Raw genomic sequence first — 13506 nt, forward strand, 5'->3', positions numbered from 1 at the left:
CCGCGGTGGTCGGCACCTGCCAGGTCCCCTTCCATCGGCCCATCCGCTGAAGGCCGTGCGTCAGGAGCCGGGCGACCTCCTCATAGCCCTGTCCGCAGAACAGGCACATGGCCAGCACGAAATAGACCACCACCCAGGCGGGCAGCAGCCGTTGGCGCTGCTCGACCCGGCCACATCCCGCGACAACCTCATCCACCAACTCCGGCGGAAACGCGCGGGTCAGCACCCCAATCGCGATCCGATCCGGCAACCGCTCATCCGACGACGACTTCACCTGTCCGGGCCTTGGCACACCACACCCAACGACCCGAAAACCCCAAAGTCACCGGTATTGCGTCTAGAGGTCGAGCCCGGCCAGAAGGTCCTGGAACTGGGTGCCGGCACAGGCTTCAACGCCGGACTCCTCGGCTACCTCGTCGGAGAGAAGGGGCACGTCACCACGATCGACGTGGACGACGACATCGTGGACGGCGCGCCCGCGCCGGGCCGGCCGCAGCCGACATCCACAACGTGGAGGTGATCCTCGGAGACGGAGCAGTCGGCCACGCCCCGAACGCGCCGTACGACCGCATCGAAGCCACCGTCGGCGCCCACGGCGTACCGCACGCCTGGCTCGAACAGCTCGCCCCCGGCGGGCGGCTCCTCACCCCGCTCCGGCTGCGCGGCAGCGTCTCCCGCTCGATCGCCTTCGAGAACCAGGGCGGCGCCTGGCGCAGCGTCGGCAGCCAGATGAACACGTTCATGCCGCTGCGCCGGGGCATCGCCGACGACCCACGCGTCTTCGTACCCCTGGACCCCGACAACACCGTCACCCTGGTCACCAACGGAGACCAGAAGGTCGACGCGGACGCCCTGAGCGACATCTTCCACCAGCCGCGCACCGCGGTGTGGACGGGCGTCAACTTCCGGGGCCCGGAGTCGGCGGAGTACCTGGAACTGTGGCTGGCCTGCGCCATGCCCAATGGCTTGAGCAGGATGCCCGCGCGGGAAGCGGCCCTCACGAAGGGACTGGTCACCGCGCCCTACCCGTCGTCCACCGCGACCTTCGAGGGCGGCACGCTCACCTACCTCACCCGGCGTACAGCGGCCGAGAAAGCACCCGACGGCGCGACCCTGTACGAGTTCGGTGTCATCGGCCACGGCCCCGACCGTGAGGCACTCGCCGGAGACGTCGCCGACCAGATCCGCACGTGGGACCGCGACTTCCGCAGCCTCGACGTCGAATTCGAGATCCAGCCGCTCGACGCGGCGCCGCTCGCGCCGAAGCCCGGCCGCTTCGCGTTCGACAACGCGCTGAACCGCATCGTCATCGAATGGCAGTGACATGGACGTCGGCCAGATAGCACGGCGGTTCCCCCTGGTTGCCCGTCCACGTCCGGCCTACCCACCCCTTGCGGATCGGGTCCGTGAGATCACGGACCTGGCCCGCGCCGCTGAGTGCGACGGCACGGTGAACTCCGCGACCGTCGCGCAGAACAAGGCGGCGCTGATCGCGAGTGACTGCGGCATGCCGGACCTGGCGCGTGCTCTGTGCTGGCGTCACACCGAGGTCTTCCTGCGCGCTCAACCCCTGGGCGCGCAGGAAGCCCGGTACGCCCTGGAGCCCCTGGTCAACCTGGCCCATCTGCACATCCGTGACGGCGACGGGGACGGCGCGTACCTCCTGCTCGACACACTGAACGAGGCGGTGAGAGCGAAGTCGGAAGCGGTCATCGACGGCCGCACTGTGTCCTTCGAGCACCTCACGGACTCGGCGGACGACCACCAACAGGTGTGCCAGTGGCTGTGGACTGTCCTCCTCGGTGACGGAACCCGCGCCCTCGTCGCAGCCGGGCAATGGGGCCGCGCACGGGCACACAGCGAGCAGCACCACGGCGTAGGGCAGCGTCTGTTCGACGGGCGCCAAGCAGAGATCCTGGTCCGCTGCCTCGGCGGGCAGCCCACCGAAGCACTGGAATACCTGAACCAGACCACGCTGGCGGAGGACTGGGAGCGCCCGGTCGCCGCGTGCCTGGCCGTGCTCTGCCATGCCGCAGCCGGAGAGCGCCCTGCCGACGCGGTCGAGGACATGGTGAAGCAGTACCTGGCCCTCGACGTTGCGCCTGGGCTTGCCGTCTTCCGCTCCCGCATTGGACTGGCCGTACTCGACCTCGCACCCCGTACCCGGCAGGCCGAAGCGTTCCGCCGACTCATCCACGAGGCCACGACGTCCGGCGACGGCTACGTGGCGCGCGATGTCCTCGCCCATCCCGTGTGCCGCGACGACATGACCCAGAACGAGTTCCGCACGCTGTCGGCCGCCGTCGACTCGGCCGGCCTCGGTCAAGGAGACATGCCCGAACACCTGCAGCAGAGCCTTCTGGACGCCGTTGCCGTCAGCGCGGGAACCATCGAGCGCCATGTCTCCACGCGCGCGCCCGCTGAGTCATGACAGCCCGAGGAGCGTACGCGCACCTGGGCTGCTCGAACCCGCCTTGACGGCGGGCGATGGAAAGCCCAGACAGTTCCCGAGACCACGTGCAGACCACAAGTCACGGCGGAGCGTGCGGGTTCAAGGGGATCGCGAGGCACCCACTAGAAGGACAGGCAGGTCGGACCGCTCGCAGACCTGATGGGCGATCGGGCCAAGTCCCGAGGTCCGGATGTGACTGTCCTCGCCATGGCGGCCGATGACGATGAGGTCGCAACCGTGGTGCGAGGCGCACTCCAGTAGCTGGTGGCTGATGTCGACGCCCTCGGCCCACTCCAGTCGGACGCGGGCTCCGTGGGAGGTTGCGGTGTTCAGGGCCTCACTGAACTGAGTTTGGAGCCACTGCTGTTGGGACGTCACGTCGCGGTTCGTCTCGCCGCCGGTCTCGGTGTGCTGGGGCGGAGTGAGGACGGCCAGAGCGATGACGGTGCCGTTGCCGTCGGCGATGTTCATAGCTGTCGACAGGGCGGCGTGGGCAGCCGGTGAGGCGTCCCAGGCGGTGAGGATCCTGTGGAACGCTGTTGCGGGCATGGGGTGTTCGCCTCCTTGGGGCCTAGCCGAGTGTGCTGGTCATGCCATGCCTGCTACGACAGCCAGGACGGCCACAAGAACGATGAGCATGTACGTGAGGTAGGCGTCCAGACGCCCCGACTGCAGCCGCTTGGCCACAGCGACCACGGCGCGCACTGGTCGCTGGAGCGGCCGGTACAGGTACGTTTCCACGACCTCGACCACGTCGGACGAGTAGCCGACCGGTCCGCTCGTGGCGGTTGTGGGAGCGGCGGCCCGTGGCCGTGAGCCGGAGCCGGGGGGTTCGGCGGGCGGGCTGAGGGTGGCGGTGCGGGGGCGCAGGACGGAGGCGAGGACGCGCCTGGTGGGATTGGCGTAACCGAAGGGGGTGTACTGGTCGTCGCCGTGGACTCCCCCGCTGGCGGAGCGCCAGGCCGGAGTTCTGCGGACTCGAGTGGCTGTTCCTCGGGAGGCGCCGAGCAGCAGAACGAGGACGACAGCGAGCAGCAGGAGCGGCATCGTGATCCACAGCCAGGTCGGCGAGAGAATCGAGAATTCGTCGAAGACGGGCTGCACGATCCAGGGGGACTTGAGTGCCCCGTTGGTGGCTGTCGTCGGGACGATCGCGTCGAGGCCCGCGGCAATGACCCTGATTTCGAGGGGCGTCAGGGCTGCCAGGGCGAGGCCGCCGACGGCCAGGATGAGCATGCCTGTGCGGCCGGTGAGGCCGAGGTCGGCGGCTCGTGATGCGCGCTGTTCGACGTGCTGGTTGCGGGGGCCGAGCACGATCAGGCCGACGATGCGGACAAAGGTGACGGAGGCGAAGCCGGCGGTGAGCGCGATCAGTGCTCCGGCCGCGGCAAGGGCGATGGCGTAGGGGATGTGCGGTAGCCGGAATTGCTGCATGAGGGATTCCAGGAGGAACCACTCGGAGACGAAGCCGGCGGTGGGCGGCAGTCCTGCGAGGGTGACGGCGCCGATCGCCACGCCTGTGCCGGCCCAGGGCAGGCGGCGGGCGATGCCGCGCAGCCTTTCGAGGTCGCCGGTCCGGGCGTCGGTTTCGAGGGCGGAGGCTCCGGCGAACAGGAGGGTCTTGGCGATGGCGTGGGCGATGGTCTGCAGGGTGGCGGCGATGAGTCCGACGGCGGTGAGGCGGGCGTTGTCTACGCAGGTGCCGACGAGGGCGACGGCGTAGCCGGTGCAGATAAGTCCGGCGTTCTCGACGCTGGAGTAGGCGATGACGCGTTCGAGGCGTCCTTGGACGGCTGCGTGGGCGATGCCGAGCAGTGCCGTCAGTGCGGCGACGATCAGCAGGGTCAGGGCGAGCCAGGTGGGTGGCCGGCCGAGGAGGTCGAGGGTCCGCCACAGACCGTAAAAGCCTGCGTTGACTGCCACTCCGGACATCAGTGGGCGCAGTCCGGACGGTGCTGCGGCGTATCCGCGGGGCAGCCACACCTGTACGGGGGCCAGGCCCACCTTGACGGCAAAGGCGAGGACGAGGAGGGCCCAGGTGGCGCTGCGTACCGGTCCGGGCGGCAGGTGCGTGAACGAGGTGAGGGCGAAGCTGCCGGTGTGTGCGACGGGCAGGAGGAGTCCCAGGAGCAGTGCTGCGCCGGATGCCTTGCCGAATCCGAGCGTGACCAGGGCGGGGCCGGTGCGGCGCGCCTCGGTGGCGGCCAGGAAGTAGAAGGCGAGGGTGAGCGCCTCCCAGGCCAGCAGGAGGAGGAAGGCGTTGTCGGCGCTTTGGACGACGGCGGTTGCGGCCAGGAGCAGTGCGCTGTAGGCAGCGGGGCCGCGAGGGTTGGCGCGGCTGTGCGCCCAGCCGACCGCGGTCAGGCATGCGGCGACAGCGACAGCGAACGTGAGGAGCCAGAACAGGGCGGTGAGGTGGTCGACTTGGAGGGAACAGGTGCCGAAGCCGAGCCAGGTGCCGAGGTCCAGTCCGGACGGGGACGAGGAACCGTGCAGGGCGGTGGCGCCCGCGGCGGCGAGGAAGCCGGATCCGGAAGCACACAGGAGATACGGCAGCGACGGCAGGCGCCGCGCTCGACCGCCGACGAGGAGATCGACCGCAGCGGCAGCCGCGTACAGGAGCAGCCCGGTGACGATGACGCTGGTCATGGCGAGATCGCCTCCCAGGGCAGCTTGCCGGCCGCGAGCAGAAGCGCGTGCAGGATGGAGAAGGGGCTGGGCGGCGAGCCGGGAACCCAGATGTCGACGTCGGCGAGGTCGCCGATTCCGCCGTGGGTTGCATAGGAGTCGGTGTACATGCCTCCGCTGCAGGCGTCGGTGCCGACGGCGATGACGATGACGGGTCGTGCGGTGGATTCGAGGGTGCGGTGCAGGGGGCCGGCCATGCCGCGTGTTCCGGCGCCGGTGATGAGCAGGACGTCGGCGTGGCGGGGGCTGGCGGTGAAGAACATGCCGAGGCGGTGGATGTCGTAGACGGGGTTGGTCAGTGCGGCGATCTCCCACTCCTCGCTGCCGTCGGAGCCGGCGTCGACGTGCCGGATGTGCAGGGAACGCCTGAACAGTGCCGTCCGGGCGGCCAGAGAACGCCGCACCTCGCCGAGGGCATCCTGTGTCTCCTCGACGGCCGGGATGACAAGTGGGGTGCGGCCGATGGAAGCCGTGCCGGTGCCGTGGGCCTGGACGAAGACGTCCGGGCGAGCCTCGATGCAGCGGCGGCACAGGATGCAGCGGCCTCGGTCCAACCGGGTCACTCCGGACGGCTCGTCGGTGGTGATGGCCCCGGTCGGGCACAGGGCGTCGGCCTCGTCGCGTGTCAGGGTCGGCGCGTGGGCGCGGACGCTGACTGCCGCGGGGAACTGTTCGGCGTAGTCGTCGGCGCGCCGGGGGTACTTCGTGGTGACGACGCCTTCGCGCAGTCCTCGCCAGAACCAGGCCATCAGACGGCCACTCCCGCGATCGAGAGGCCGAAGCCGGCCTCGATGAACGGGAAGTCGGTGAGGATGTCCCCGGCGAAGACCTCGTGGAAGAGGACGAGGTTGTGGAAGGACGCGGACCTTGGTGCGCACCGTGCCACGCGTCCGTTCTCGAAGCGCATCATGTACAGGACTTCGCCCTGCGCCGCTTCGGCCCAGCCCACGCTCTGCCCGCTGAAGTCCGGTGGCAGGGGGGCACTCAATGGTTCGTCTCCGGGCCGGGAGCGCAGCTCGTCGGTGATCTGTGTCAGCAGGTGGAACGACTGTGTGATCTCGGTCCCCCGGACGCGGGTGCGGGCCATCGCGTCGCCTTCCGTGTGACTGGCCGGTGTGCCGAGCCCCAGGGAGCCGTAGGCGTCGTAGGGGCGCTCGTAGCGCGTGTCATAGGCGCAGCCGGAGGCTTTGCCGATGGGCCCGAGAGCTCCGTGGGCTCGGGCCACCGCCGGGGCCAGGGGGCCGGTGGTGCGCAGCCGGTCGAGGAAGGACGGCGTGCTCATGGCCGCGTGCCAGTCGGCGGCGATGGCCCTCTGCAGCGTGGCGAGTTGCTGGTCGATTTCGGTGGGCGCAAGTGCGGGCAGGGTGGTGACGCCGCCGGGGACGGCGACGCCGCGGGCGAAGCGGCTGCCGGACAGGTGTCCGGTGAGCCGCATGAGGCGTTCCTTGTGCAGGGCGAAGCGGGCGGTGGCGACGGCGAGTCCGGCGGCGTCGGTGAGTTTGACCATGACGTCGAGGTGGTTGGCGATGCGTTCGAGCTCCGCGTACAAGGCTCGTACCAGGCGTGCTGACCAGGGGACGGTGATGTCGGCGCAGGACTCTGCGGCATGGCAGAACGCCAGGGCGTGCGCCACTGAGGCGATGCCCTCCACTCGCTCGGCGACAAGGACCCCGTCGTCAATGGTGTGTTGCTCGAAGCGTTTGGAGACGCCGCGGTGTTTGTGGAAGACGCGGATCTGTACGCGGGGGATGTCCTCTCCCGGTGTTTCCACCAGGTATTCGACGGACTCGGTGACGCCGGAGCGGACCGGGCCGTGCGGGATGGTGAAGACGCCCGGACCGGTGACGGCACGCGGGATGGCGCTCTCATCCGGCTCGAGCGGCAGCGAGCGGCGCAGGGTGCCGGGCAGCGGAGCGTGCTCGGGGTCCCCCAGCGGCAGCAGCAGCGGGTCGAGGCGTGGGTGGTCTTCGGGCGTGATGCCGAACAGGTCGTGCAGGACCCGTTCGTACCAGAACGCGGCGGGCAGCTCCGGGCTGAGCGACGGGTAGCTGAGTGCGTCGGAGGGCAGCGTGGTGTCCAGGACGAGGGGCCTTTCGGCACCGGGCGGGAAGAGCAGAGCTGCCAGTCGTACGCTGCCGTCGGGTTCGCCGGAGCCGAAGAGGCCGGCGAAACGCACTTCGCCCTCTCCCCCGACGTGCCGGAGCACCTCTGCGCGCCAGTCTGCGAGTTCGAGCATGCGGGGCGAGGCGGAGGCCTGGGGTGCCGTCATGGGGTGCCTCCCAGTTCAGCGGCGCCCCGCTCCAACAGGTGCGCGAGTTCGACGGGCGGATGAAGTCCCAGGACGAGCAGGGCCAGCATTCCGGCGAGCATCGGCACGACCATCCACATGCTTGGCTCGCCTGGTGCGGGGACGGTTGTGGTGGCAGGGGCGGGCAGGGGTGAGTAGACGATCCTCGTGGCCGCGACGGCCAGGCCCATGAAGGCGAGGGTGACCAGGACCACCAGGACGGCGGCCGGGCCGTAGCGGGCGGAGGCGAGTCCGCCGGCCACGATCTGGAACTCGCTGCGGAAGATCCCGAAGGGCGGCATGGCGGACAGGGCGAGGACTGCGGCCAGGAACAGCGGGGCGGACCAGGGCAGCAGGCGGGCACCGCCGTGCAGTTCGGCGATCTCCTTGGTGCGGTACTTGCGCACCAGGACTCCGGCGGCGAGGAAGGCGTTGCCCTTGGCGGCGGCGTGGGCCAGGACGTGGAGGAGTACGCCGGCCAGGGCGAGCGGGGCGCCGAAGCTGACGCCGATGGCGAGGATGCCCATGTGCTCGACGCTGGAGTAGGCCAGCAGCCGTTTGATGTCGTGCTGGTCGAGCAGGTAGAGCGCGGCCAGTGCCAGGGAGGCGATCCCGAAGACGAGCAGCACGGTCTGCGGGAAGCGGGGACCGAGTGTGGCGGTCGCGATCTGGTAGTAGCGCAGGACGGCATAGAAGCTGACCGCGAGCAGCGATCCGGACAGCATCGCCGAGACGGGGGTCGGTGCTTCGGCGTGGGCGTCCGGCAGCCAGGTGTGCACGGGGACGAGCCCGACCTTCGTGCCGAAGCCGAGGACCGCCAGGACGAAGGAGAGCTGGACGGCGGTGTGCGGTAGATGGGGTGCGGCTTTGAGCAGGGGCGCGAAGGCGAGGTCGTAGGTCTGGCCGAGTTCCTGGGCGCCCGCGTAGTACATGAAGATCGTGGCCAGCAGGGCGATGCCGAGTCCGACGGAGGCGATCAGTACGTACTTCCAGGCGGCCTCGGTGGCGCCTTCGGTGTTTTCCACCGCCACGAGCAGGGCGGAGATCACGGTGGTGACCTCGATGCCGATCCACAGCAGGGCGAGCCCGTCGAACAGGGGCGCGCACAGCATCGACCAGGCGAACAGGTTGAAGCCGACGTAGAAGCGGCGTGCGTAGCGCGGGAAGTCGGGGGCCTTCTCGTCGTGGCGCAGGTAGCCGATGCTGTGGGCGGCGCAGGCCGCATAGACGAAGGCCGTGGCCAGGACGAAGACGGTGGACAGGGCGTCCGCGCGCAGGAACGCCACGTGGAGATCACGTCGGCCGGCCGTCGGAACCAGGGCCAGCGCCAGCGCCAGGCAGGCCACCGAGAACACGACGGTGAGCACTTGAGCGGACTTGGGCGGGGCCAGCAGCGCGCCGGCCGCGGGCACGAGCGGCAGCAGGGCGAGCAGGACGAGGACCGTCGTCATCAGCGCCTCACCCCTGTAGCCGGGTCAGGGACTCGGTGGACAGCGAGGCCGTGCGGTGGTGATGGACCCGCATCAGCACGCCGAAGACCACGACCGCCACCAGCAGGTCGAACAGGAAGGCCACTTCGATGATCAGCGGCATTCCGGCGGCCACCACCAGGGAGGCCAGGGAGACCCCGTTCTCCAGGGAGAAGAAGCCGACCGCCTGGGAGACCACGTCGCGGCGCACGATCATGAGGACGAACGCGACGAGCACGATCGACACCGACAGGCCCAGGGCCGCGTGCGGCAGGAACCGGCTGCGGATGTCGAGCGAGCCCACGGCGAAGAATCCGAATCCGGCCAGCGCCAGGGACAACAAGGTGGCGGGGGCGACACCGATGGCCCCGGATCCGGCGATCTCCACCTGGGCGTCACGCAAGAGCCGGGTGATCACCCAGGGCACTGCGATCACCTTCAACAGCAGGGAGACGAGCGCGAGCGCGTACAGCTCCGGCAGGTCTCGGCCGGCCGCGACGATAACGGCGAGCGCGGAGACGAGCAGGGACTGCACGGCGTACAGCCGCACCTGAGAGCGCGAGAGCGCGGCGCGCAGCATCGCGAACTCGGTGAGCAGCAGGAGCACGGCGACGGTGTTGGTGGCGCCCTCGAAGACGCTCGGCACCGTGTCGGCGGCCAGCAGCCGGGTCATCAGCCGCCTCCCAGGTAGAGGGTGAAGACCGCGAGGACGGACAACAGGAAGGCGGCCGACACGAACTCGGTGATCTTGAACAGGCGCAGCTTCGCGAAGGAGTTGTCGATGACCGCGACCACGCAGCCCAGCAGCACGGCCTTGCCGAGCAGGGCCAGGATCGCCAGGGCGACGGAGTGGGCCTGCGTGGTCGAGGCGAGGCCCCAGGGGGCGAGGAAGACGTCGATCAGGATCGTGTAGAGGATCAGCTGCTTGCACGCCGAGCCCCACTTGAGCAGTGCGAGGTAGGGGCCGGAGTGCTCGAAGGAGCGGGCCTCCTCGATCATGCCGAACTCGTTGGTGCCGGTGTGCGTCTCGATCGGGATCCGCCCTGTCTCGTAAAGGATCACCAGGAACAGCGCGACCGAGGCGAGCAGGTGGGCGGGGCGCAGGATCTGGTCCGCGGACGAGCGAACGGTGGCCGCCTGGGCGTACGGCAGATCCGTCGTCGTGACCAGAGCGACGGTGAAGACGACGAACAGCACCACCGGCTCGGTGATCGCACCGAACGTCTTGGCGCGGGAGGAGCCCAACTGTGCGTACGGCGCGCCGGATTCGGCTGCGGCGACCGCGACACTGAAACTGGCGAGCGCGAGCAGGAAGCCGCCGCCGATGATGTCGCCCATGTATCCCAGCGGCAGGCCGAAACTGGTCAGCACCGGGATGAGCAGCGGCACGGTCAGGTAGCACATCATCGCCACGACCGGGGCCGCGAGGAAGAACCAGCTCGCGCCCACGGGGGCGAGGGACTCCTTGCGGAACAGTTTGGCGAGGTCGTAGTACGGCTGCAGCACACGGGGGCCGCGTCGCCCTTGCAGCCGGGCCTCCACCTTTGCGATCACCCCGGACAGGCCAGGAGCAGCCACCAGGACGGTCAGCGGCTGGAGTGCCTGCACCAGGGGGATCGGGAGGACGACACTCACCATGGTGCCCGCCCCGGGGGGAAGAGCGGGCACGTACGTCGGGAACGCGGGCCGTCACCGTTCCTGGGGGCCGCACGGTCTGCCGTCATCGCCTCTGCCTCCACCGCACGGGCACCCCAACAGGGGTGCGAGCCATCGGTAGAAGCCATCAGCGGCGCACGTCCGCGGTCAAAGGCGAGCCTCATCGCCTCCGTCCATCGTGGACGCGCACCCCACGTCCGTCAACGGGAACGCCGCCGCACGGACGACACCCCCTGAGCCGACGCGCCCCACCACGATGACTCCGCGCCGGGCGAAAGCGTCGTTCTGCCTGGTGCCGGTCGTCGCGGTGAGACGCCCTGGTCAGCGCGTGTGTGCGAGTTCCAGGAACTGATGGAGATCGTGGGCCGCCTCCAGGGCGCACACGCTGGTGGCTGCGAGCAGTCCGCCGGCCGCGGCGAGCAGCAGGGGCGGATTGTGGGGCGGGGCGGCGAGGAGGGCAGCGACCCGGCGTGGGACGGCGCCGGGCTTCGTCCGGCGGCCGAGCACGCCGAGGGCGGCTGCGGGGATACGCCGTCTGCTGCGGGTGCGTTTGGTGGCGAGGGCTGCGGCGGCGACGGTTTCGGCGACGGCGCGGCGGTTGCCGGTGTGGTGCGCGGCGTGTTCGTCGGCCCAGCGTTCGACGGTGTAGGCGACGGCAGTAGCCAGGGGGCGCAGGAAGGGATTGGCGGCGGCGCAGAGCTGGGCGAGCGTGACGAACGCGTAGTGGTGGTGGCGCAGGTGGGCCTGCTCGTGTGCCCGGCAGGATCGAGGGCGTCAGCATGGCGTGGGAGATGACGATGCGGCCGGGCAGGCCCGGCATGGCGTAGGCGTCGGCACTGTCGTCGTCGGTGATGACGACCGGGTCGGGGCCTGGCAGGCAGGCGGCGTCCATCGCGGCGGAGAACAGGGCTCCGGCCCGGCGTGCGGTGAGCCGGAGCGTGACGATCGTGGCCAGGGTGAGCAGGACGGCTCCGGCAAGGGCGGCGGGCCACGCGGCCGGGTCCTGGTGGGCGATCACGTCGGGTGAGTAGCCCTTGAGCGCCGCCACGAGCGGGATCCGGACCAGGCCGGACAGGGCGAGCAAGCCCAGTACTACGGTGCTGGACGCGGCCAGCACCAGGCCGGAGACGGTCAGCAGCCAGGTCGCCAGCCTCGGTTCCAGACGGCGCGCAAGCGAACCTGCCGCCGGGCCGGCCATCAGGGGGAAGAGCAACGGCAGGTAGACGGCCAGATGCATCGCGGCGGCCCTCCTCTACTCGCCGGTGCCGAGCAGGCGGCGCAGCAGGTCTTCGTCGTCGTCGGACAGCTCATCCACGAAACGAGTCAGGACCGACGCGCGGTCGCTCCCTCCGTCCATGACCTGATGCATGTGCCGGGCGGTCAGGCCCGGCTCGTCGGTCACGGGACGGTAGGCATAGCTGCGGCCGTGCGGGGTGCGTTCCAGTACGCCGCGAGTGTGCAGGCGCGCCAGGGTGGTGGCGATGGTGGTGTGGGCTAGCGGTGCGGGCAGGCGGGACGCCACGTCGCCGGGCGTCAGGGCCGTCCCGGCTGCTTGCAGCAGCGCGAGGATCTCGTTCTCCAGGGCTCCGTTCGCCCGGCGCCGTCCGCCGGGGCCCGGCAGCCGTTCGCGACCGCTCATGGTCCTCCGCCCCTGGTGTCTCGGCTACAGTCGCCCACGTCTTCTATTCACGAATAGAAGATATCGTGTCCGACCAGTCTTCCATGCCGACAGGATGCCCGATGCACCGCTCCGAGGCCGACCATCCCCGCACATGTTCTTCCAGCCCGCCGCACAGTGGCCCCAGATCCGTGCGTACCTGGACTATTTCGTCGTCCTGGGGCAGCGTGGGCCCGCGACTGTCACGGTGGGGGCCTGGCTGGTCTGGCGCACCTGGCAGCAGCGCACGGCGCGCCCCCTGCTGATCCTCGTCATCGCGTTGCTCCTGTTGAATGTGACCGTCGGCGCCGCCAAGTACGGACTGGCCCGACGGGGCCCGCACTACGCCACCGTCATCGGTTCCTCCGAGCTCTTCGGCCCGGTGTCCAGCACGGACATCTTCCCCTCGGGACACACCGCCAACGCGGTCGTCACCTGGGGCGTCCTGGCGTATCTGGCGACCACACCGGCGGCCAGGCGACTGGGGGCCGTACTCGGTGCCCTGCTGGCCCTCGGCATCGGCATGACCACGATCTACCTCGGCACCCACTGGCTCAGTGACGTCCTCAGCGGCTGGTGCGCCGGGCTGCTCGTCCTCCTCGCCCTGCCCTGGTTCGAACCGGCGGTTGCCCGGTTCGAAACCTGGCTGCACAGCAGATGGCTTCGGAGCCGTCGCCACTTCGCCACGTCGCCGACGATGCCGTCGCCGATCGCGGCACGCGTCGTCATCATCCGGCAAGGCGACGCTCCGGACGACTCCACCGACTTGCTGCGGCCGGCCGGCGCCACAGTGGCCACCAGGTAGACGACAGGAGGTGCGGGGTCGTCTTTGTTGACGGTGATCCGGCGGTCGGGGGCAGGGCCGTGCTGCGGGAGGTGCGTCCCTGACCAGTTGCGGCTGGGGCGGAACCGCCAGCCCACGACGCCCGCCTGGGCAGCGGGGTTGGCCACGTCACCGCCGGCAAGCGCCGTGGGCGGGGCGTTCAGATGTTGGAGGAACGTCGCGAGCCCTGCTCGCGTGGTGGTAAAGCGTACGTAGAGGGCGCTGTTCTTCCAGGAGCTCGACACGTGGAAGGCGACACCTGTGGCGTCGTCGGGCAACGGGGCCTGGTGAATCCGACGCGGCAAGGTAGGCCGCCGGGCCGAGGACGAGCAGAAACGCGATCAGCAGCCGCGGCCAGCCGTGCCGGATGCGGATTGCGTCGCGCTGGCTGGTGGATTCCCCGGGACACGGCCAAGGCGCCTCGCCAGCGGGGGCGTCGGATTCTGCCGCGTAGGTCTGTCCCCCACGAGCGGG

General features: G+C 70.0%; 13 protein-coding genes, 1 pseudogene and 1 riboswitch. Of the genes and pseudogenes, 5 read left to right on the forward strand and 9 right to left on the reverse strand.

Features of this window, described 5'->3' with window-relative positions; genetic code table 11:
* Positions 1-274: transposase domain-containing protein (locus AC069R_RS16105; RefSeq protein ID WP_478767419.1), on the reverse strand; the 274-nt coding region annotated here is incomplete at its 3' end.
* Positions 275-331: 57 nt separating this feature from the next.
* Between AC069R_RS16105 and AC069R_RS16110 the strand changes: the two genes are divergently transcribed.
* From AC069R_RS16110 to AC069R_RS16120, 3 genes are read left to right on the forward strand one after another with little or no spacing between them, the layout of a single operon-like run.
* Positions 332-520 (forward strand): hypothetical protein, encoded by a 189-nt coding sequence (locus AC069R_RS16110; protein ID WP_478767420.1) that lies wholly within the window; start codon positions 332-334, stop codon positions 518-520.
* A complete protein-coding gene (locus AC069R_RS16115) occupies positions 517-1323 on the forward strand; it encodes a class I SAM-dependent methyltransferase (protein WP_478767421.1) in 807 nt (268 codons plus the stop codon). Before AC069R_RS16110 ends, AC069R_RS16115 begins: the two co-directional genes overlap by 4 nt.
* Position 1324: 1 nt before the next feature.
* Entirely contained in the window at positions 1325-2431 is a 1107-nt protein-coding gene (locus AC069R_RS16120; RefSeq protein ID WP_478767422.1) for a hypothetical protein, read from the forward strand.
* Between the two features lie 120 nt (positions 2432-2551).
* Here the strand turns inward: AC069R_RS16120 and AC069R_RS16125 are convergent, their stop codons facing one another.
* From AC069R_RS16125 to AC069R_RS16155, 7 genes are read right to left on the reverse strand one after another with little or no spacing between them, the layout of a single operon-like run.
* The gene (locus AC069R_RS16125) at positions 2552-3001 is read right to left on the reverse strand and encodes a universal stress protein (protein ID WP_478767423.1); all 450 of its coding nucleotides are present in this window, start codon (positions 2999-3001) and stop codon (positions 2552-2554) included.
* Positions 3002-3040: 39 nt separating this feature from the next.
* The gene (locus AC069R_RS16130) at positions 3041-5101 is read right to left on the reverse strand and encodes a proton-conducting transporter transmembrane domain-containing protein (protein ID WP_478767424.1); all 2061 of its coding nucleotides are present in this window, start codon (positions 5099-5101) and stop codon (positions 3041-3043) included.
* Complete coding sequence (locus AC069R_RS16135) at positions 5098-5889, reverse strand: NADH-quinone oxidoreductase subunit B family protein (RefSeq protein WP_478767425.1); 792 nt, start codon at positions 5887-5889, stop codon at positions 5098-5100. Before AC069R_RS16135 ends, AC069R_RS16130 begins: the two co-directional genes overlap by 4 nt.
* On the reverse strand, positions 5889-7409 hold the full coding sequence (locus tag AC069R_RS16140) for a hydrogenase large subunit (protein WP_478767426.1): 1521 nt from the start codon (positions 7407-7409) through the stop codon (positions 5889-5891). The genes AC069R_RS16135 and AC069R_RS16140 overlap by 1 nt, the downstream gene beginning before the upstream one ends.
* Positions 7406-8878: a proton-conducting transporter transmembrane domain-containing protein gene (locus AC069R_RS16145; RefSeq protein WP_478767427.1), complete on the reverse strand. Its 1473-nt coding sequence runs from the start codon at positions 8876-8878 to the stop codon at positions 7406-7408. Before AC069R_RS16145 ends, AC069R_RS16140 begins: the two co-directional genes overlap by 4 nt.
* Before the next feature lie 7 nt (positions 8879-8885).
* Positions 8886-9569, reverse strand: coding sequence for a hydrogenase (locus AC069R_RS16150; RefSeq protein WP_478767428.1), 684 nt, complete (start codon positions 9567-9569; stop codon positions 8886-8888).
* Complete coding sequence (locus tag AC069R_RS16155; RefSeq protein ID WP_478767429.1) at positions 9569-10534, reverse strand: respiratory chain complex I subunit 1 family protein; 966 nt, start codon at positions 10532-10534, stop codon at positions 9569-9571. Before AC069R_RS16155 ends, AC069R_RS16150 begins: the two co-directional genes overlap by 1 nt.
* Before the next feature lie 129 nt (positions 10535-10663).
* Positions 10664-10729, reverse strand: a riboswitch (Fluoride riboswitch).
* A gap of 153 nt (positions 10730-10882) precedes the next feature.
* On the opposite strand from AC069R_RS16155, the gene AC069R_RS16160 reads away from it, so the two are divergent.
* Entirely contained in the window at positions 10883-11347 is a 465-nt protein-coding gene (locus tag AC069R_RS16160) for a hypothetical protein (RefSeq protein ID WP_478767430.1), read from the forward strand.
* Positions 11348-11804: 457 nt separating this feature from the next.
* On the opposite strand, the gene AC069R_RS16165 is transcribed toward AC069R_RS16160, so the two are convergent.
* The gene (locus AC069R_RS16165; RefSeq protein WP_478767431.1) at positions 11805-12191 is read right to left on the reverse strand and encodes a BlaI/MecI/CopY family transcriptional regulator; all 387 of its coding nucleotides are present in this window, start codon (positions 12189-12191) and stop codon (positions 11805-11807) included.
* A gap of 133 nt (positions 12192-12324) precedes the next feature.
* On the opposite strand from AC069R_RS16165, the pseudogene AC069R_RS16170 reads away from it, so the two are divergent.
* Positions 12325-12972: pseudogene (locus tag AC069R_RS16170) on the forward strand (phosphatase PAP2 family protein); the annotation flags it as partial.
* Positions 12973-13506 lie beyond the last annotated feature (534 nt).

It is taken from the genome of Streptomyces sp. NPDC043952, from assembly GCF_056435325.1.